Here is a 19,807-nt window from a genome sequence, read left to right on the forward strand (position 1 = left end):
ATCGCGGCGCCAGGCTGTTCCCACGGTGGGAGCAGGCTGGCCCCGCGATTAGCCACTACTACCGCTAACCGACGCGAAATCCCGAGGACATCATGGCTGTAGATATTTTCATCAAGATCGGCGACATCAAGGGCGAGTCCCACGACAAGGCCCACAAGGACGAAATCGACGTGCTGAACTGGAGCTGGGGCATGTCCCAGTCCGGCAACATGCACCTGGGCAGCGGCGGCGGTTCGGGCAAGGTCAACATCCAGGACCTGTCGATCACCAAGTACATCGACAAGTCCAGCCCCAACCTGATGGCCCACTGCTCCAGCGGCAAGCACATCGACAAGGTCAAGCTGACGGTGCGCAAGGCCGGCGGTGAAAGCCAGGTCGAGTACCTGATCATCAACCTCGAAGAGGTGATCATCAGCTCGCTGAGCACCGGCGGTTCGGGCAGCGACGACCGCCTGACCGAGAACGTGACCCTGAACTTCGCCAAGGTCACCGTCGATTACCAGCCGCAGAAAGCCGACGGCACCAAGGAAGGCGGCCCGATCAAGTACGGCTGGAACATCCGCTCGAACGTCAAGATCTGATCGACCGCGCCCATGCCGCGCCACTGCGCGGCATGGGCGCACCTCCCCACGCGTCACCCGCTCACGGTGAACATCATGGCCAAGCCTTCTTTCATCAACCTGTGGAATGCCTACCCGAGCGTGTCATCGCCCTGCGACGGCGGGTGGGACAACCAGTGTGCCATCCGCATGAGCATCGCGCTCAATGGCGAGATGAGCCTCAAGGTCAACAAATCGACCTATACCGAACCCAAGTGCGACCATGGCCATGCCCGTGGCGCCGAATCCCTGGCCAACTGGCTGGAGACACGCTTGTTCTACCCGCTGAAGATTGCCGGTACCGCCAAGGCCCGCGAAGCGCTCAAGGCCAAGACCGGGATCATCTTCTACAAGGACTGCTTCGCCCGCACCGGGCAAAGCCAGGAGAACCGCACGGGCGACCATATCGACCTGTGGAACCGCGGCCTGACCAAGGGTTTCTCCGACCACAACTACCAGTCCAAGCAAGTCTGGTTCTGGGAGCTCACATGACTCGCGTCGCCCTGGCCGGCGCCCTGCTGCTGGCCCTGAGCGCCTGCGCTGACGCCGAACTGCTGAACGAGGCCAACCTGGGTGGGCAGACCGTGAAGCTGAGCGAGAATGCCGGCCAGTGCGTACTCGATCGCGGCGAACAGCGCCTGGCGCTGGATATGCCATGGCCCTGCGGCCTGAGCCCGGACCGCGCCGGCAAGGCCCGGGTCGAGCAGTTCAATGGCACGCCGATCGTACTGGTGACCCATGTGCAGCCGCACCCGACGCTCAAGGGCGAATGCCTGAAGACCTCGCGCGCCGTGCGCCTGACCCAGGCCGGACTGGAAGCCTCAACGCCGGCGCCGAGCGCTTCGTGCGACACCGGCTTCGAAGACCAGAAAATGTTCACAGGGATGTTCCAGTGGTAGCCGAAATCGCCACCCGCGACCGCCTGCAGCCTTCGCTGCTGGATCGCCTGACCGACGATGACCCGGGCAACCCGCAGGAAGCCCCCGACAAACGCGTGCTCAGCCTGCAGCAGCTCAAGGCCTCGGTGCTGCGCGACCTGGCCTGGCTGCTCAACACCACCTCGCTGCTCGATACCGGCGCCACGCTGAACTCACCGGCCGGCGCCTCGGTGATCAACTACGGCCTGCCGGCCCTGGCCGGCAACAGCGCGTCGAACATCGACCTCAACGCGCTCGAACGCATCATCCACCAGGCCATTGCCACCTACGAGCCGCGCATCCTCGCCCATACCCTGAAAGTACGCGCCCAGGCCGCACCCGGCGAGATGAATGCCAACGCCCTGAGCTTCGAGATCGAGGGCGACCTGTGGGCCCAGCCGGCGGCCCTGCCGCTGCTGTTGCAGACCGACGTCGACCTGGAGTCCGGGCACGTGCGCGTGGCCCCCGCCGACCGCCGGAGACGCGCATGAACCCGCGCCTGCTCGAGCTGTACAACCAGGAACTGCAGCACATCCGCGAGGGTGCCGCGGAGTTCGCCAAGGAATACCCGAAGATCGCCGGGCGCCTGACGCTGTCCGGGATCGAATGCGCCGACCCTTACGTCGAGCGCCTGCTCGAAGGTTTCGCCTACCTCACCGCGCGAGTACAGCTCAAGCTCGACGCCGAGTACCCGACCTTCACCCACAACCTGCTGGAAATCGCCTACCCGCACTACCTGGCGCCGACCCCGTCGATGACCGTGGTGCAACTGCAGACCGACCCCGACGAGGGATCCCTGGCCGCCGGTTTCCAGTTGCCTCGCGACAGCGTGCTGCGCGCCAACCTCGGCCGCAATTCGCAGACGCCGTGCGAATTTCGCAGCACCCAGGACGTCACCCTGTGGCCGCTGCAGGTGGCCCGCGCCGAATACTTCGGCAACCCCGGCGCCGTGCTCGGGCGCCTGGCCGCCAGCGAACCGAAAGCCCGCGCCGGGCTGCGCCTGACCCTGCGTAGCGGCGCCGAGATTCCGTTCTCCAGCCTGCCGCTGACGCACTTGCCGCTGTACCTCAACGGTGCCGACGAAACCCCGTTCCGCCTGTACGAACAACTGCTGGGCAGCGCCTGCGCGGTGTTCGTGCGCCAGCCGGGCGCCGACTGGGTCGAACGCATCCCGGTCGAGGAGGCCTTGCTGCCCTGTGGCTTCGATGACCGCGAAGCGGCGCTGCCTGTGGTGCCGCAGGCCTTCCAGGGCTATCGCCTGCTGCAGGAGTACTTCGCCCTGCCCCAGCGCTACCTGTTCGTCGATTTCGCCGGGCTGGAGCGCGCGGTCAAGCGCTGCGACGGCCAGGAGCTGGAGCTGCTGGTGTTGTTCGACCGTATCGACGCCGCGCTGGAAAGCAGCGTGGGCCCCGCCCAGTTCGTGCCGTTCTGCACCCCGGCGATCAACCTGTTTCCGCGCCGGGTGGATCGCATCCACCTGACCGACCGGGTCCACGAGCACCATGTGATCGCCGACCGTACCCGGCCCACCGATTTCGAGATCCACTCATTGCAGCGGGTCGCTGGCCACGGTACCGGGCCGGACCAGGAATTCCTGCCGTTCTACGCGGTGCGCGACCCGTCGCGCTATGGCCGTGACCAGGCGTACTACCTGGTGCGCCGCGAACCGCGCGTGCTCTCCAGCGAGCAGCGGCGCAACGGTACGCGCTCCAGCTACATGGGCAGCGAGACCTTCGTCAGCCTGGTCGATGGCAACCAGGCGCCGTACCGCCATGACCTGCGCCAGCTGGGCATCAGCGCGCTGTGCAGCAACCGCGACCTGCCGCTGTTCATGAATGTCGGCGACGGGCGCAGCGACTTCAGCCTGGCCGACAGCGCGCCGGTGTCCGCCGTGCGCTGCCTGGCCGGCCCGAGCCGCCCGAAGGCCAGCCATGCCCACGACAACCGGGCCTGGCGCCTGATCAGCCAGTTGTCGCTGAACTACCTGTCGCTGGCCGAGCAAGGCCAGGGTGCCGCCGCCCTGCGCGAGTTGCTGCGCCTGTACGGCGACCAGCAGGACAGCGCCCTGCAGCTGCAGATCGACGGCCTGCGCGAGGTCAGCTGCAAACCTTGCACGCGGCGCCTGCCGATGCCCGGACCGATCGTCTTCGGCCGTGGCCTGGAGATCATCCTGACGTTCGACGAGAACGCCTTCCGCGGCACTGGCGTGTTCCTGCTGGGTGCGGTGTTCGAGCGCTTCCTGACTCGCTATGTGTCGATCAACAGCTTCACCGAAACCGTGCTGCGCACCAGCGAACGTGGCGAGATCATGCGCTGGAAAGCCAAGCCCGGGCGCAGGCCGAACCTGTGAACACGCTACAGGCCATGCAGGCCGAGCCCTGGGAGTACGACTTCTTCCAGGCGCTGCGCCGTCTCGAGGCGGAAAACCCCGAGCTGCCCCGCTTCGGCCACTCGCTGCGCCTGGCCGACGAGCCGGTGCGCCTGGGCCAGCGCCTGGACTGCGGCTTTGCGCCGGCGACGCTGGCCTCGGTCACCGCCAACGACGACCAGCCAGCGCGCCTGGAGCAGTTCTTCTTCGGTCTCGGCGGCCCCAATGGCCCGCTGCCGCTGCACCTGACCGAGTACATGCGCGAGCGCCAGCGCAACCACGCCGACCCGACCAGCAAGCGCTTCCTCGATGTCTTCCACCACCGCCTGCTGAGCCTGTTCTATCGGGCCTGGGCCGAGGCCCGGCCGACCGTCAGCCATGACCGCCCCGGCGACGACTACTGGGCCGCGCGCCTGGCCGCCCTCAGCGGCCGCGGTCAACCGGAGCTGCAAGGCCAGGGCCCGCTGGCAGACACCGCCAAGCTGCACTGGTCCGGCCACCTGGCCGCGCAGACCCGCTACCCGGATGGCCTGTGCAGCATCCTGGCCAGCTACTTCGGCGTGCCGGTGAAGCTCGAGGAATACGTCGGCCAGTGGCTTGAGCTGCCTGAACGCAGCCAGCTCGGCGTGCGCGCCAACCGCCTCGGCGTCGACCTGTGCCTGGGCCGCTACGTCTGGGACCGCCAGCACAAGTTCCGCCTGTGCCTGGGCCCGCTGACCCTCGACCAGTACCACGCCCTGCTCCCCGGCGGGCAGGCGTTCGTCGAACTGGCCGCATGGGTCGCCGAGTACCTGGGCCAGGAGCTGGACTGGGACCTCAATCTCATCCTCGCGCAGGGCCAGGTGCCCGCGCTGCAACTCAATGCCGGCCAACGCCTGGGGTTCGATACCTGGCTCGGCCGGCCATCGCACGATGCCAACGACCTGAAGCTTGCCCGGTACTACGCCGAGCGGCCGGTCAACGCCCCGCCAACAAGGAGTCAGGACCATGGGTGAAATCAGCCGCGCCGCGCTGTTCGGCAAACTCAACAGCGTCGCCTACAAGGCCATCGAGGCCGCCACGGTGTTCTGCAAGCTGCGGGGCAACCCCTATGTCGAGCTGGCGCACTGGCTGCACCAGCTGCTGCAGCTGCAGGACAGCGACCTGCACCGCATCATCCGTCAGTTCAACGTCGAGCCGGCACGCCTGGCCCGCGACCTGACCGACGCGCTGGACCGCCTGCCGCGGGGCTCGACCTCGATCACCGACCTGTCCTCCCAGGTCGAGGAAGCCGTCGAGCGCGGCTGGGTGTACGGCAGCCTGATGTTCGGCGAAAGCCAGGTGCGCACCGGCTACCTGCTGGTCGGCATCCTCAAGACCCCGAGCCTGCGCAACGCCCTGCTGGGGCTGTCCAGTGAGTTCGCCAAGCTGAAGATCGAAGCCCTGAGCGAGCGTTTCGACGAGTACGTCGGCGACTCGCCAGAAAACAACCTGGCTGCCAGCGACGGTTTCAGCGCCGCCGCCCCGGGCGAGGCCAGCGGCGCGCTGGCGCCTGCGGCGATGGGCAAGCAGGAGGCGCTCAAGCGCTTCACCGTCGACCTCACCGAGCAGGCCCGCAGCGGCAAGCTCGACCCGATTGTCGGCCGTGACGAGGAGATCCGCCAACTGGTCGACATCCTCATGCGTCGCCGCCAGAACAACCCGATCCTCACCGGCGAGGCCGGCGTCGGCAAGACCGCCGTGGTCGAAGGCTTCGCCCTGCGCATCGTCGCCGGTGACGTGCCGCCGGCACTCAAGGACGTCGAACTGCGCAGCCTGGACGTCGGCCTGCTGCAGGCCGGCGCCAGCATGAAAGGCGAGTTCGAGCAGCGCCTGCGCCAGGTCATCGAGGACGTGCAGGCCTCGCCCAAGCCGATCATCCTGTTCATCGACGAGGCCCACACCCTGGTCGGCGCCGGTGGCGCGGCCGGCACGGGCGATGCCGCCAACCTGCTCAAACCGGCCCTTGCCCGTGGCAGCCTGCGCACCGTGGCGGCGACCACCTGGGCCGAGTACAAGAAGCATATCGAGAAGGACCCGGCGCTGACCCGGCGGTTCCAGGTAGTCCAGGTGGACGAACCGAGCGAAGCCAAGGCGCTGCTGATGATGCGCGGCGTGGCCTCGACCATGGAGAAGCACCACCAGGTGCAGATCCTCGACGAAGCGCTGGAAGCCGCCGTGAAGCTGTCGCACCGCTACATTCCGGCGCGCCAGTTGCCGGACAAGTCGGTGAGCCTGCTCGACACCGCCTGCGCCCGTGTGGCCATCAGCCTGCACGCGGTGCCGGCCGAGGTGGACGACAGCCGCCGACGCATCGAGGCGCTGGAGGTCGAGCTGCAGATCATCGCCCGTGAGGCCGCCATCGGGGTGAAGACCGAGCAGCGCCAGGCCCAGGCCGACAGCCTGCTGGCCGAGGAGCGCGAGCGCCTGGCCGCTCTGGAAAGCCGTTGGGCCGAGGAGAAAGCCCTGGTCGACGAGCTGCTGGCCACCCGCGCGCAACTGCGTGAACAGGTCGGCGTGGTCGATCAGGAAGTGGACGTGCAGGGCAGCCATGAGCTGCGCGAAAAACTCGTCGACCTGCAGCAGCGCCTGAGCCAGCTGCAAGGCGAGAGCCCGCTGATCCTGCCGACCGTGGACTACCAGGCGGTGGCCTCGGTGGTCGCCGACTGGACCGGCATTCCGGTCGGGCGCATGGCGCGCAACGAAATCGAGACCGTGCTCAACCTCGACTCGCACCTGGCCAAGCGCATCATCGGCCAGGACCACGCGCTGAAGATGATCGCCAAGCGCATCCAGACCTCCCGCGCAGGCCTGGACAACCCGAACAAACCAATCGGCGTGTTCATGCTCGCCGGCACCTCCGGGGTGGGCAAGACCGAGACCGCCCTGGCCCTGGCCGAGGCCATGTACGGCGGCGAGCAGAACCTGATCACCATCAACATGAGCGAGTTCCAGGAAGCCCACACCGTCTCCACCCTCAAGGGAGCGCCACCCGGCTACGTCGGCTACGGCGAGGGCGGTGTGCTGACCGAAGCGGTGCGCCGCCGCCCGTACAGCGTGGTGCTGCTGGACGAGGTGGAGAAAGCCCACCCGGACGTGCACGAGATTTTCTTCCAGGTATTCGACAAGGGCGTGATGGAGGACGGCGAAGGCCGCCAGATCGACTTCCGGAATACCTTGATCCTGCTCACTACCAACGCCGGCACCGAGCTGATCGCCAACACCTGCAAGGACCCGCAGGCCCTGCCCGACCCGGAGGCCGTGGCCACCTCGCTGCGCAAGCCGCTGCTGGAGATCTTCCCGCCGGCGCTGCTCGGCCGCCTGGTGACCATCCCCTACTACCCGCTCAGCGACGCCATGCTCAAGGCCATCACCCGCCTGCAGCTGGAGCGCATCCGCAAGCGCGTGGAAGGCACCCACAAGGTCGGCTTCGCCTACGACGACGACGTGATCGACCTGATCGTCTCGCGCTGCACCGAGACCGAGAGCGGTGGCCGCATGATCGACGCCATCCTCACCAACGGCCTGCTGCCGGACATGAGCCGCGAGTTCCTGACCCGCCTGCTCGAGGGCAAGCCGCTGGCCAGCGTCAGCATCAGCCGCCGCGACAACGACTTGCACTATGACTTCGGCGCCGCCGACTGACAGGACCGACCATGCTGTTCAAGCAGTTCACGCGCCTGGCGCAGATCAACAGCCCCCTGGGGCCGGACAAGCTGATCCTTGCCGAGATGGGCGGCAGCGAGGAGCTCGGCCGCCTGTTCGACTACGAGCTGCAGCTGACCAGCGACGACCCGGCCATCGACCTCAACCAGCTGCTGGGCAAGCCCATGAGCCTGAGCGTGCAGCAGAGCGCCGGCACATCGCGGCACTTCCACGGCATCGTGGCCCGTTGCAGCCAGTCGGTGGATCAGGGCCAGTTCGCCGCCTACCGCGTCACCCTGCGCCCGTGGCTGTGGCTGTTGACGCGCACCAGCGACTGCCGGATCTTCCAGCACCTGAGCGCGCCGCAGATCATCAAGCAGGTGTTCCGCGACCTGGGCTTCTCGGATTTCGAGGACCTGCTCAGCCGCAACTACCGCGAGCGCGAGTATTGCGTGCAGTACCGCGAGACCAGCTTCGACTTCGTCAGCCGCCTGATGGAAGAAGAAGGCATCTACTACTTCTTCCGCCACGAGCAGGAACGCCACGTGCTGGTGCTCGCCGACGCCTACGGCGCGCACCAGAAGGCCCCGGGCTACGAGACCGTGCCCTACTACCCGCCGGACGGCCAGCACCGCGAGCGCGACCATATCAACGACTGGCACCTGGCCCAGGAAGTCCAGCCGGGCTCCCTGGAGCTCAACGACTATGACTTCCAGCGCCCCAGCGCGCGCATCGATGTGCGCTCGGCGATGCCCCGCCCGCACCAGGCCGGCGACTACCCGCTGTACGACTACCCCGGTGCCTATGAGCAGACCCAGGATGGCGAGCACTATGCCCGTACCCGCCTGGAGTCGCTGCAGAGCCTGCACGAGCGCGTCGAGCTGCGCGGCAACGCCCGGGGCCTGGGCAGTGGCCACCTGTTCAGCCTGAGCAACTTCAGCCGCCAGGACCAGAACCGCGAGTACCTGATCGTCGCCGCCCGCTACTACGTGCACCAGGAACGCCTGGAAAGCGGTGGCGGCAGCGGCGCGGCACAGTTCGAAAGCAACCTCAGTTGCATCGACGCGCAGCAGAGCTACCGCCCGGTGAGCAGTTCGCTGCGCCCGATCGTCAAAGGACCGCAGACTGCCGTGGTGGTCGGCCCGGCCGGCGAGGAGATCTGGACCGACCAGTACGGTCGGGTCAAGGTGCACTTCCACTGGGACCGCCACGACCAGTCCAACGAGAACAGCTCGTGCTGGATCCGTGTATCGCAAGCCACGGCGGGCAAGAACTGGGGCTCGATCCAGGTCCCGCGCATCGGCCAGGAGGTCATCGTCAGCTTCCTCGAAGGCGACCCCGACCGGCCGATCATCACCGGGCGGGTGTACAACGCCGAACAGACCGTGCCCTACGACCTGCCCGGCGGCGCCACCCAGAGCGGCATGAAGAGCCGTTCGAGCAAGGGCGGCAGCCCGGCCAACTTCAATGAAATCCGCATGGAGGACAAGAAGGGCGCCGAACAGCTGTACATGCATGCCGAACGCAACATGGACACCGTGGTCGAGCAGAGCGAGACGCTGTCGGTGGGCATCAACCGCACCCAGACCGTCGGCATGCTCGAGACCATCACCATCGGCCAGGACCGCATCCGCGCCGTGCGCCGCGACGACATGCTGCTGGTCGGCGCGAGCAAGACCGACAGTGTCAGCACCAGCTACCTGATCGAAGTCGGCGAGAACCTGCGCCTGGTCTGCGGCAAGAGCGTGATCGAGCTCAACGCCAGCGGGCAGATCAACATCAGCTGCGAGCAGTTTAGCTTCCACGCCAACGCCGACGCCGAGATCAACACCGGCGGCACCCTTGACCTGAACGTGGGCAGCGGCGCGCAGACCGACCCGAACAACCAGGGCGTGAAAACGGCCATCGACGGCGCGGTGAAGGCCCTCTTCCCCGGCGCCGGCAAGTAACGAGACCCAACCATGAGCTACCGCGTCAACGAATTCCGCTTCGCCCTGCCCGATGCACAGGTACGCGACACCAGCATCAACATCCTGCGCTTCGAAGCCCTGGGCACCTCGCTGATTGTCAGCCGCAGCCTGCTCGAAGAGGGCGAGACCCTGCAGAGCAACTTCGACGGCCAGTTGCAGCGCCTGCAGCAGCAGGTCAAGGACCTGCAGCTCCAGCCGGCCCGCGCCACCCAGGTGGGCGCGGCGCAGCCGATCGAGGCGATCGAGCTGAGCAGCCAGTTCAGCAAGGGCCAGGAGAAGGTCTACCAGTACCAGCTGGCGCTGGTGCTGCCGGGCACGCGCAAGATGTTCGCCCTGAGCTATGTCAAACCCACCCCCCTGGGCGAGGCCGAGGCGACACACTGGGCGGCGCTCAAGCAGTCCCTCGACTTCGACAACCTGGGCTGACACCGCACCATGTCCGACGCACTCTGGGCTGCCCGCGAAGGCGATGCGCTGCTGCACACCTCGGTGATGGCCGACATCATCGGCGGCGTGCTGGAAGTGGCCGCCAACGTCGCCATCGGCGCCCTGGCCACCGCCGCGGTGGCCGCGGCACTGGGCATTACCGTGGTCACCGGCGGCCTGGGCTGCTTCGTGCTTGGCGCGGTGGTGGGCCTGGTGGTCGGCGTGGTCATGGCCAAGACCGGCGCCGATACCGGGCTCAGTCGATTATGCGAGGGCATCGGCAACGCCCTGTTCCCGCCGACCGTGCAGGCCACCATCGCCAGTGGCTCGTCCAACACCAAGACCAACGGCAAGCGCGCCGCGCGCGCGGCCGGCGTGGTCACCGCGCCCTCGGCCCCGGCCAGTGGCGAGGGCGGTGGCGCGCAGGCCGAGGAACAGGAAGAGACCTTCCTCGACATGGCCAAGGGCTTCTTCTCGCAGATGTGGCGGCCGACCGTCGCCAGCCCAGCGGCCAATACCCAGGAAGCGCCCGACGACAAGGTGCTGTGCACCAAGCACCCGCCGATGCCGCCGCAGTACCTGGCCGAAGGTTCGAGCAAGGTATTGATCAACGGCCACCCGGCCTGCCGCAGCGGCGATCGCAGCACCTGCGAGGCGGTGATCGTCGATGGCGGACTGGTATCGGACAACGTACGCATCGGCGGAGAGCCGATCGTGGTACGCGAGATCCGCAGCGGCAAGACGCCGGGGATCGGCCTGGCGATCACGGCGTTGATGATGTTGCGGGGGCGGGGGGGGAAGTTTTATAGCAAGTTTGGGTGCATGTTGATTGGGGGCGTCACCAGTTTCGCCACGAGCCAGGTAACCGGTGCCTTGGTCCAAGCGATGTCCGGCTCACCTAACCCGGTGCACGCGGCGACAGGCGCCAAAATCCTCAGCGGTGGTGACGAGCTCGACTTCAGCGTCCAGGCCTTGCTGCCGTTGGACTGGCAGCGGTTCTACAACAGCCGCGACGAACGTCTCGACGGGCTGTTCGGCGCTCGCTGGAGTGTCGAGTACGAGGTCGTGGTAGAGATCGTTCTCGATCCGGACGGCAATGAACGACTGCTGTTCACCGACGAGCAGGCACGTTTGATTGACATGGGATCGATTGCTCTCGGTGATGCGGTTTTCAGCGTCGCCGAAGGCCTGAGTGTGCGCCGTTCCATACACAATGAGTTGCTGCTGGAGGACATCGACAAAGGCCTCTACCGCTTGTTCCATCCCTCGCCTGACAACCCCAGGCGACTACGTCTGTGCATGATGGGTGATCGCAATGACAACCGTATCCACCTGGATTACGACAGTTGCGGTCGCCTGGTGCGATTGCGCGATACGTTTGACCTGGCACAGGTCGAGCTGAATTATTCGACGCAATGGCCCACAAGGGTGAGCAGTGCCACCCAACGCCATGCTGATGGCGAGCTACAGGTGCTGTCGCGCTATGAATACGACGCGTGCGGCGACCTGATCACGGTATTGGACGAACAAGGGCAAGTTCGACGGCGCTTCGCCTACGACGAACAAAGGCGCCTGATCGAACATCAGGATGCAGCAGGTCTGCGCTGTTGCTACGCGTGGACACTGACTGACGACGACTGGCGCGTCACGCGCTACTGGAGCAGCGCTGGCGACGAGTACCACTTCGAGTACGACATCGCAGCGGGGATCACACGTGTCGTCGACAACCTGCAACGTATATCCACGCGCCACTGGAACAGCCAGTACCAGATCACCGAATTCGTCGACAACGTTGGGTCCACCTGGCAGTTCGAATGGAACGAAGATCGCCAACTGCTTGGCGCTATCGATCCATTGGGTGGGCAGTGGCGGTTCTTCTACGACGACTCCGGGAATATCGCACAGACCATCGATCCACTTGGACGAAGCGAATCGACACAGTGGCTGGAACACTGGTCATTGCCAAAGTCGGTGCTGGACCCTGCCGGAAATCGTTGGATCTATGGCTACGACACACGTGGCAATTGCATTCGCCAGACCGACCCCCTCGGTCATGTCACGCAGTATCGCCACGACGACCATGGTCAGCTGAGTGAGATCATAGACCCCGCTGGCAGATCGAGGACACTGCGTTGGAGCACCTTGGGTCTGCTGCAGCAGGAAACCGACTGCTCCGGCTTTGTCACACGCTACGCTCATGACCGGAACAGCCATCTGCAATCGATCACCGATGCTGCGGGTGAGCGAACCGAGTTCGAGCACGACTCGCAAGGGCGTCTGCTGGCGTTGGTGTTACCCGATGGAGATCGAGAATCCTATCGCTACGATTGCGCCGGCCAGCTTGTTCAGACACTGGACGCATTGGGTGGCTTGACCCAATACCGCTATGACAGCCGCGGACTCCGGACACAGACCATTGACCCGCAGGGCCGTACACTTGGTTACGAGTACGACGCTTATGGACGCCTGTTGTCGCTGATCAACGAGAACAACGAGCGCTACAGCTTCCACTGGGACAATGCCGATCGCCTTGTCCGGGAGCGATTCCTGGATGGTACTGCAAGGGTGTATCAGCATGACGCGTTGCATAACGTCGTACAGGTGACCTTCACCCCCACACAGGACGATTCGCCAGCCTCACCCGAGCCGATTGTGCATCGACTCGAACGCGATGCGCTGGGCCGCCTGACCGGAAAATACACTGCAGACGGTCTCACCACCTATGGCTACGATGCGCTCGACCAGTTGACCAGCATCTGTTTCCGGGACAAAACCGGCCAGGACGAGACACTCTCCCTGCACTTCGATCCGCTCGGCCAACTGCTTGAGGAACATAGTCCACAAGGCCTACTGCGTCATCAATACGATGAACTGGGGAATCTCAGCCGTACTCGACTGCCCGACGGCCGATGGCTCAATCGCCTGTATTACGGCAGCGGGCATCTGCACCAGATCAACCTCGACGGCCATATCATCAACGACTATGAGCGCGACCGGTTGCACCGTGAGGTGGCACGCACACAAGGGCCGCTGACGACCCACAGCGAATACGACCGCAACGGGCGGCTGCGCACCCGCAAGTGCCGACCGACCACCCAGTCGGTACAGCTACCGGCCGCTATCCAGCAGCGTTTCGAGTATGACGCCCGCGACCAGGTGATCCGACGTACGCGACAGTTGCCAGGTGCGCCACTCCAAGACCAACTGGTCCAGCATGATGCCAGTGGACGCCTGCTTGGCATTCATGATCTCAATCGTGCCCAGCACGAGTCCTATCGCTACGATCCTGCCGGCAATCTGCAGGATGCAGGCAATGCCGGAGCCCTCCGACACGATCGCCTGCACACCTATCAGGACAAGCGTTATCGTTACGACGCCTTTGGCCGGCTTGTGGAGAAACGCAGTAGCAGACGCGCAAGACAGTTGTTCAGCTATGACGCCGAACATCGGCTTGTGGAGGTCCGCACTCTTCATGCCGGCCGTGAACGCAAGGTCCGCATGCGCTATGACCCTCTGGGAAGGCGAGTGGAAAAAAGCGAGTACGACGAGCACGGGCTTCTGCTCGGCCAGACAGATTTCGCCTGGGATGGCCTGCGTCTGCTGCAAGAAAAACGCCACGGCCGTGCCAGCCTGTATCTGTACGAGGGAGAGAGCTACGAACCCCTGGCGCGGGTCGATGGTATCGGCCCGGACCAGCAGATCCTGCACTTTCACAACGATCTCAGCGGCCTTCCCGAACTATTGACCGATGAGCAGGGCCAGATCACCTGGCAGGCCAGCTACCTCGCTTGGGGCAATACGTTCGAGGAGTCATCTTGCACCGGTAGCCTGCACGGGCAGAACCTGCGGTTCCAGGGCCAATATCTGGACAGGGAGACAGGGCTGCACTACAACACTTTCCGCTACTACGACCCCGACATCGGCCGGTTCACCCAACCGGACCCCATCGGTCTTTCGGGTGGACATCAACTATACACGTATGCACCCAGCCCTCTGAGCTGGATTGACCCACTGGGCTGGCTGACCTTGACTGGGAAAACCAAGGGCGGCATGGATCGGGCGTCCAAGGCCTGGAGAAGCCGCCACGGACCGGCGTCCCTACGGGACCACCACATGATCCCACAAGAGATGTGGCGGGACAGGGACTTCCGGACCCAGATGAAAAATGCCGGTATAGCCAATCCCAAACGCTACATCGACCAGCAGATTTCACGCATTCCCAACGTCCAGCACGCCGACTTGCATAGCAAGGGCTGGAACAAGGACTGGGAAACCTGGTTTGGCCGCAATCGCAACTTCACCAAGAGAGACCTGCAGAAACAGATCAAAACCATGATGCGTCAGTACAACCTGCCCAAGGCTACTCGAAACCATGTGCGCCGCTATGGCCAGAACAGCAAGAGCTGTGGAGCTTAATATGAACATCTACTTTGTCAGCAACGCACAAACACCCTGGGGCGATTGGGGTGAGGTGCTAGCCTACGGCATGATCGCCTGGGACGAAGACACCGACATTGACAGCATCGAGCGTGCCGGCCCCTACACACCGCCCGCCTACATCCGCTCTGGCCTGCTGGTACTGACCGAGCCGACAAAGGAGGCGTTGGAGAACTCTGGCCTGAAAGGCATCAGCCGCTTCGAGCATCTGGAAAAGACCCATATTGTCGAACTCGACTGGCAGCAATGGGACGCGGCCAAGGACATCAGCGTCTACCTGGAGCTGGATGGCGAGCCCGAATCGATCATCGAGTCACGCCCCCATGACCCACAACTGGCAGCACGCATGCCGGCGTTCTGGTGCGCCTACGTCGCTGGCAAGCTCGCCTTGCGCATGGACGAGAGTGTAAAGAGCAACGATCCCTCTCATTACCTGCAGGTAGTCCGTGCTGATGAGCGCGTCGACTTCTTCAAGGCCGATGTGCACGGCGGCTATTTCGTCAGCGAACGGGCAAAAAACTGGCTTGAGCAGCACTGCTCAGGGGCATTCCAGTTCGCCCTGATCCCCCCCTCAAAGTGAGCTCGACAATTACAAGCAGCTGCCGCACAAGGCCAACAAAAGCTCCTGCGGGAAATGAACATGACTGCAACCGCGGAACAACTATGCAAGGTCCTGAAGGCCCAACATCCCAGCGAGCCACCGAGCTCGGCGCTGGTCGCCACAGGCCTGGCGACCGAAACCCGCAGAATGAGCCATGACCAGATACTGACTTGGCTGCTCAAGGAGCGAGAGACCGTGGTGAAGAAAGAGGTGGTCGCCAACTTTCTCACCGGTGTCGAGCGCAACCAGGCCTACCTGCGCGCGGCCCTGTCGGCCTATGCTTGCGCGACACACCTGCCGCAACACGCCTTCACGGCGCAGGACCAGCTGAATTGTCAGGTCTGCAGTTTCTTCAAGGAACGTGACGTCAGCTTCATTGCCCTCAACAGGGTGCGTTTTCTGATCGGTGCAGCGCTTTTCGGCAGCCCGTCCAACATCGCGTTCCAGCTGCAGGAGCATAACGCCGGTCCGAAAGAAGGGCCGGAGAACCTGGACCTGATGGTGTCGATTCTAGACTTGATCCGTAACGTGCCCCCCGCGACCAAACCCAAGGAACTGTTCAAGCTGCTGCGCAAACTACCCGGTATCAAGATGAGCGAAGAAGAAGGCCGGGGTTTCCTCGACCTGCTTGGACACTGCGGGATACTGCAGACGCCGGAGCACCCTGGCCTGCTGTACCGCTACACCAACCTCGGCCTGGCACCTCGCAGTGCACGCTCGTCGGACTGGAGCTACCCGATGGACTTCTGGCGCGGTGAGCATGGCCTCAACCAGGACGCCCTGCACTATTGGTTCAGCGACTATCCCGAGTTGCTCAAGGCGTAGGCCATTGGCAGGCAGATCACACAGCAACAACCACGACCAATGCGGCACTGCACAATCAGACTCGCCAAAAGCAAAGGATGCTATTGACCATGACCTCGCAAAAAATCGTGCTTTCCGACCAGGATCACGGTCTGGGCCAGATCGGCGGCGGTGCCCGCCTCGAGGATGCCTCGCTGTGGCCAAGAAGCCCGGACACTGATGAGCCGATGACCCCGCTGCTGACATTGAGCGAACGCTTCCTGCCTGTCACCTTCATTCCACCCGGCATGGCGATCACGGTGTTCATCACCGCGCGTCAGCATGATGGCGCCTTCAGCCGGTCCACCCAGCGCCACTACACCGTCAATCAGCAGAGCGAGCTCGACGAAAAACGCGCCAATGGCTTTGCCCGGGTCATCCTGCACGAGCTGGCCGACCAGTCTATCGCACCGCCCGCCGCGGCCTTCCTGCTGGAACGTGCCTACATTCAGTTCGAACCCTTCAGCGATGAGGAAGAAGAACAGGAACTGGAGGACGAGGACAGCGGTATCGACCTCAGCAAGCCCGTCGGCAGGCCTTGCTGGCTGCAGGACCCGATCTACGAACCTCAGCGTTTCCTGTTCCTGATGCAACTGCTCGACAGTGATGTGGCCGCCGTCAGCCCGCAACACGTGGGATTGTTCTCGGACGGTATCGGCTACCTGTATGTCGACAGGCAGGCACGGCGCGGCAAGCAAGGCGATGAAGCCGGCTTCTTCTTCATCCAGTTCACCTGATTGGAGACCGGGGCCCTGGCTCCAGTCAAACCTGGCCATGTGCTCTCCAGGCAATTCCGCGTCGAGTAACAGTCTTTTACCGAAACCCCAGGTTTTCCCCCCGCAGCCTTTGCCTATCCTAGGCCGGGTCATCCCGCCTGCGATGGACCCATGAAAGACTCGCTCCCCAGCCGCTATGCCTGCCTGTTCCTGTGTCTGGTCTTCACGATTGCCAGTGCTCCTTTCCTGCTTGCACACACCTGGCTCTGGCCCTTCACCGTGATCAGCGCCCTGCTCAGCCTGGTCGGCCTCAACGACCTGCGCCAACGCCACCACGCGGTGCGCCGCAACTATCCGATCCTGGGCAATATTCGCTACCTGATCGAGACCATCCGCCCGGAGATCCGCCAGTACCTGATCGAGGGCGACGACGACAAGCTGCCGTTCTCCCGCGCCCAGCGCTCGCTGGTCTACGCCCGGGCCAAGAACGAGAGTGCCGAGAAGGCCTTCGGCACGCTCAACGATGCGTACAAGCCGGGCTTCGAGTTCATCAGCCATTCGATGCTGCCGGTGCCGATGCCCGACCCTGCGTCGTTCCGCATCCGCATCGGCGGCCCGCAGTGCCGCCAACCGTACTCGGCATCGATCTTCAATATCTCGGCCATGAGCTTCGGCGCCCTCAGCGCCAACGCCATCGCCGCGCTGAACAAGGGCGCGCGGCTGGGCCGCTTCGCCCATGACACCGGCGAAGGCAGTATCAGCCCCTACCATCGCGAGCATGGCGGCGACCTGATCTGGGAAATCGGCAGCGGCTATTTCGGCTGCCGCACCGAGGACGGCCGCTTCGACCCAGAACGCTTCACCGAACAGGCCCGCGCGCCACAGGTGAAAATGATCGAGATCAAGCTCAGCCAGGGCGCCAAACCGGGCCATGGTGGGATCCTGCCAGGGCACAAGGTCAGCACCGAAATCGCCGCCACCCGCGGCGTGCGCGCCGGCGAGGACTGCATCTCGCCGGCCGCCCACAGCGCCTTCGCCACACCGCGGGAGCTGCTGCAGTTCGTCGCCCGGCTGCGCGAGCTGTCCGGCGGCAAGCCGGTGGGCTTCAAGTTCTGCCTGGGCCACCCGTGGGAGTTCATGGGCATCGCCAAGGCCATGCTGGCCACCGGCATCACTCCGGACTTCATCATCGTCGACGGCAAGGAAGGCGGCACCGGCGCGGCGCCCCGGGAGTTCTCCGACAACATGGGCGTGCCGCTGCGCGAGGGCCTGATGTTCGTGCACAACACCCTGGTGGGGCTGAACCTCCGTGAACGCATCCGCATCGGCGCGGCGGGCAAGCTGGTCAGCGCCTTCGACATCGCCAGCGTGCTGGCCATCGGCGCGGACTGGGTCAACTCGGCGCGGGGCTTCATGTTCGCCATCGGCTGCATCCAGTCGCAAAGCTGCCATACCAACAAGTGCCCGACCGGCGTGGCGACCCAGGACCCGCTGCGCCAGCGCGCGCTGGTGGTGCCGGAGAAGGCCGAGCGGGTCGCCAGCTTCCACCGCAACACCTTGCACGCCCTGGCCGAGATGCTTGCCGCCGCCGGCCTGGACCACCCTTCTGAACTCAAGCCCAAGCACCTGGCGCGGCGTATCAGCGCCAGCGAGATCGGCCTGTTTTCGCAGCTGCACACCTTCCTCAAGCCGGGCGAACTGCTCAGCGGCGCGATCGACAGCGAGTTCTATGCGCGGATGTGGCGGATGGCACGCAGTGACAGCTTTGCGCCGGAGACGGGGGAGATCGAGGTGGCGTCGCTGGCGGTCAGCGTGCGCCGGAAAGAAACAGCCCCGGCATAGGCCGGGGCTGCGGGTGACGCGGGATCAGGATCAGAAGATGCTGATCGGGTACTCGACGAATACGCGGACTTCGTTGCCGTCGTCGTTGTAACCGTTCTGCTGGACAGCATTGTTGGTCCGCAGGAAGGAGCTACGCAGTTTGACGGACAGGTCCTTGGCCGGGCCTTCCTGAACCACGTAACGGATCTGGTTGAAGATCTCGCGCTCTTTACCTTCACCGAAGCCTTGTGGGGCGCCGACCTTACGGGTGTTGATGTTGTCACCCACGACATAGGCAAACTTGTAGGTCAGCCCTGGTACGCCGAAGGCGCCAAAGTCCAGGCCGTAGCCCAGCTGCCAGGAACGCTCGTCCTCGGCGTTGAAGTCGGACCAGTAGGAGTTGGCCAGGTAGATGGTCGAGCCACCGTCACCCACGCCACCTTCGTTCTGGTACCAGCCGTAGTTGTAGCCGGTGCTGCCGGTGCTGCGCTGGTGCGCCAGGGTGAACGAGTGCGGGCCGTAGGCGTAGGTGGCGGCCAGGCTCCAGATGGTGTTGGAGTCGCCGTTGAGCTTGGCGGCACGCACGTATTTGTTGTCGATGTCCGACTTGTAGCCGTTGAAGTCCAGGGTCAGGGACTGGTCGCTGGCAATCGGGAAGACGTAGTTCAAGCCCAGGTAGTGCTTCTTCATCACGTCTTCGTTGTCGGCGGTGTACAGCGACGCGGTGAAGTTGTCGGTGAACTTGTAGCTGCCGCCGAGCACGTTGATCGACTTCAGGCCGCCGCCATCACGACGCTCGGCGCTCTTGCGCGCTTCCTGGGTGAAGCGGCCGGCGTTGATTTCCAGGCCCTTGATCTCCTTGGAGGTGATCATGGTGCCGGTGAAGCTTTCTGGCAGCAGGCGACCGTCGTCGTACTGCAGGACCGGCAGGGCCGGCATCTGGTCACCGTATTTGAGTACGGTGTTCGAAACACGGAACTTCACCGCAGCGCCACCACGGGCCAGGTTGTGCGGAGCGTTGGTCTTTTCACCATCGAAAGTGGGATCGGAGCGCTTGAAGAAGTCGACACCGCCACCCTGGTTACGGCCTTTGCCGCCATCCAGGCGCAAGGCGTACAGACCGAAGGCGTCGACACCGACACCGACGGTACCCTGGGTGAAACCGGAGGAGAAGTTGGCGATGACGCCCTGGCCCCACTGGGACTGGTCGTTGGTGTGATGCTTCTTGTCACGGTTGATGAAGGCGTTGCGCAGAAGGACGTTGGCGTGGCTGTCCTCGATGAAGCCCTTGCTTTCGGCCTGCTCATTGGCCTGTGCCTGGGTCGCGGCGATCATCGCCAGGGCGACCAGGCTGATCCTGGTTTTCAACATGTTATTTTCCTTATTTCGTATTCAAAAACGCTCTGCATCAGAACGCCAGGAACCAACGCCCCTTCGTAGGTTCGA

At 64.3% G+C, this 19,807-nt stretch carries 15 protein-coding genes; 14 read left to right on the forward strand and 1 reads right to left on the reverse strand.

Translation table 11 applies throughout. The features are described 5' to 3' along the window. The first annotated feature begins 92 nt into the window (after positions 1–92). The 14 genes from ABZO33_RS13750 to ABZO33_RS13815 all read left to right on the forward strand — a co-directional run bounded on the left by ABZO33_RS13750 (position 93) and on the right by ABZO33_RS13815 (position 18,382). The gene (locus tag ABZO33_RS13750; protein WP_023632508.1) at positions 93–581 is read left to right on the forward strand and encodes an Hcp family type VI secretion system effector; all 489 of its coding nucleotides are present in this window, start codon (positions 93–95) and stop codon (positions 579–581) included. A 75-nt stretch (positions 582–656) separates the two neighbouring features. After that, complete coding sequence (locus ABZO33_RS13755) at positions 657–1,091, forward strand: type VI secretion system amidase effector protein Tae4 (RefSeq protein ID WP_414536475.1); 435 nt, start codon at positions 657–659, stop codon at positions 1,089–1,091. After that, complete coding sequence (locus ABZO33_RS13760) at positions 1,088–1,498, forward strand: hypothetical protein (protein WP_414536476.1); 411 nt, start codon at positions 1,088–1,090, stop codon at positions 1,496–1,498. Before ABZO33_RS13755 ends, ABZO33_RS13760 begins: the two co-directional genes overlap by 4 nt. Further along, positions 1,492–2,007, forward strand: a complete 516-nt coding sequence (tssE, locus tag ABZO33_RS13765) for a type VI secretion system baseplate subunit TssE (RefSeq protein WP_038707176.1) — start codon at positions 1,492–1,494, stop codon at positions 2,005–2,007. The genes ABZO33_RS13760 and tssE overlap by 7 nt, the downstream gene beginning before the upstream one ends. Then, entirely contained in the window at positions 2,004–3,866 is a 1,863-nt protein-coding gene (gene tssF / locus ABZO33_RS13770) for a type VI secretion system baseplate subunit TssF (protein ID WP_414536477.1), read from the forward strand. Before tssE ends, tssF begins: the two co-directional genes overlap by 4 nt. Further along, the gene (gene tssG / locus ABZO33_RS13775) at positions 3,830–4,879 is read left to right on the forward strand and encodes a type VI secretion system baseplate subunit TssG (protein ID WP_038707645.1); all 1,050 of its coding nucleotides are present in this window, start codon (positions 3,830–3,832) and stop codon (positions 4,877–4,879) included. The genes tssF and tssG overlap by 37 nt, the downstream gene beginning before the upstream one ends. Continuing rightward, positions 4,872–7,547 carry a type VI secretion system ATPase TssH gene (gene tssH / locus ABZO33_RS13780; RefSeq protein ID WP_414536478.1) on the forward strand — a complete coding sequence of 892 codons (2,676 nt, stop codon included), beginning with the start codon at positions 4,872–4,874 and terminating at the stop codon, positions 7,545–7,547. Before tssG ends, tssH begins: the two co-directional genes overlap by 8 nt. An 11-nt stretch (positions 7,548–7,558) precedes the next feature. Next, on the forward strand, positions 7,559–9,496 hold the full coding sequence (locus ABZO33_RS13785) for a type VI secretion system Vgr family protein (protein ID WP_414536479.1): 1,938 nt from the start codon (positions 7,559–7,561) through the stop codon (positions 9,494–9,496). Between the two features lie 12 nt (positions 9,497–9,508). Then, positions 9,509–9,943, forward strand: a complete 435-nt coding sequence (locus tag ABZO33_RS13790) for a DcrB-related protein (protein WP_414536480.1) — start codon at positions 9,509–9,511, stop codon at positions 9,941–9,943. Between the two features lie 9 nt (positions 9,944–9,952). After that, entirely contained in the window at positions 9,953–14,359 is a 4,407-nt protein-coding gene (locus ABZO33_RS13795) for an RHS repeat-associated core domain-containing protein (RefSeq protein WP_414536481.1), read from the forward strand. Between the two features lies 1 nt (position 14,360). Continuing rightward, a complete protein-coding gene (locus ABZO33_RS13800; RefSeq protein WP_414536482.1) occupies positions 14,361–14,960 on the forward strand; it encodes a hypothetical protein in 600 nt (199 codons plus the stop codon). Positions 14,961–15,020: 60 nt separating this feature from the next. Then, positions 15,021–15,806, forward strand: a complete 786-nt coding sequence (locus ABZO33_RS13805) for a hypothetical protein (protein ID WP_414536483.1) — start codon at positions 15,021–15,023, stop codon at positions 15,804–15,806. 89 nt (positions 15,807–15,895) lie between these two features. Next, positions 15,896–16,561 carry a hypothetical protein gene (locus ABZO33_RS13810; protein ID WP_414536484.1) on the forward strand — a complete coding sequence of 222 codons (666 nt, stop codon included), beginning with the start codon at positions 15,896–15,898 and terminating at the stop codon, positions 16,559–16,561. 150 nt (positions 16,562–16,711) lie between these two features. Further along, positions 16,712–18,382 (forward strand): FMN-binding glutamate synthase family protein, encoded by a 1,671-nt coding sequence (locus tag ABZO33_RS13815; RefSeq protein ID WP_414536485.1) that lies wholly within the window; start codon positions 16,712–16,714, stop codon positions 18,380–18,382. Positions 18,383–18,412: 30 nt separating this feature from the next. On the opposite strand, the gene ABZO33_RS13820 is transcribed toward ABZO33_RS13815, so the two are convergent. Further along, positions 18,413–19,732 (reverse strand): OprD family porin, encoded by a 1,320-nt coding sequence (locus tag ABZO33_RS13820; protein ID WP_414536486.1) that lies wholly within the window; start codon positions 19,730–19,732, stop codon positions 18,413–18,415. Positions 19,733–19,807 lie beyond the last annotated feature (75 nt).

It is taken from the genome of Pseudomonas sp. CAM1A (assembly GCF_047501685.1).
In the GTDB taxonomy this organism is placed as follows: Bacteria; Pseudomonadota; Gammaproteobacteria; order Pseudomonadales; family Pseudomonadaceae; genus Aquipseudomonas.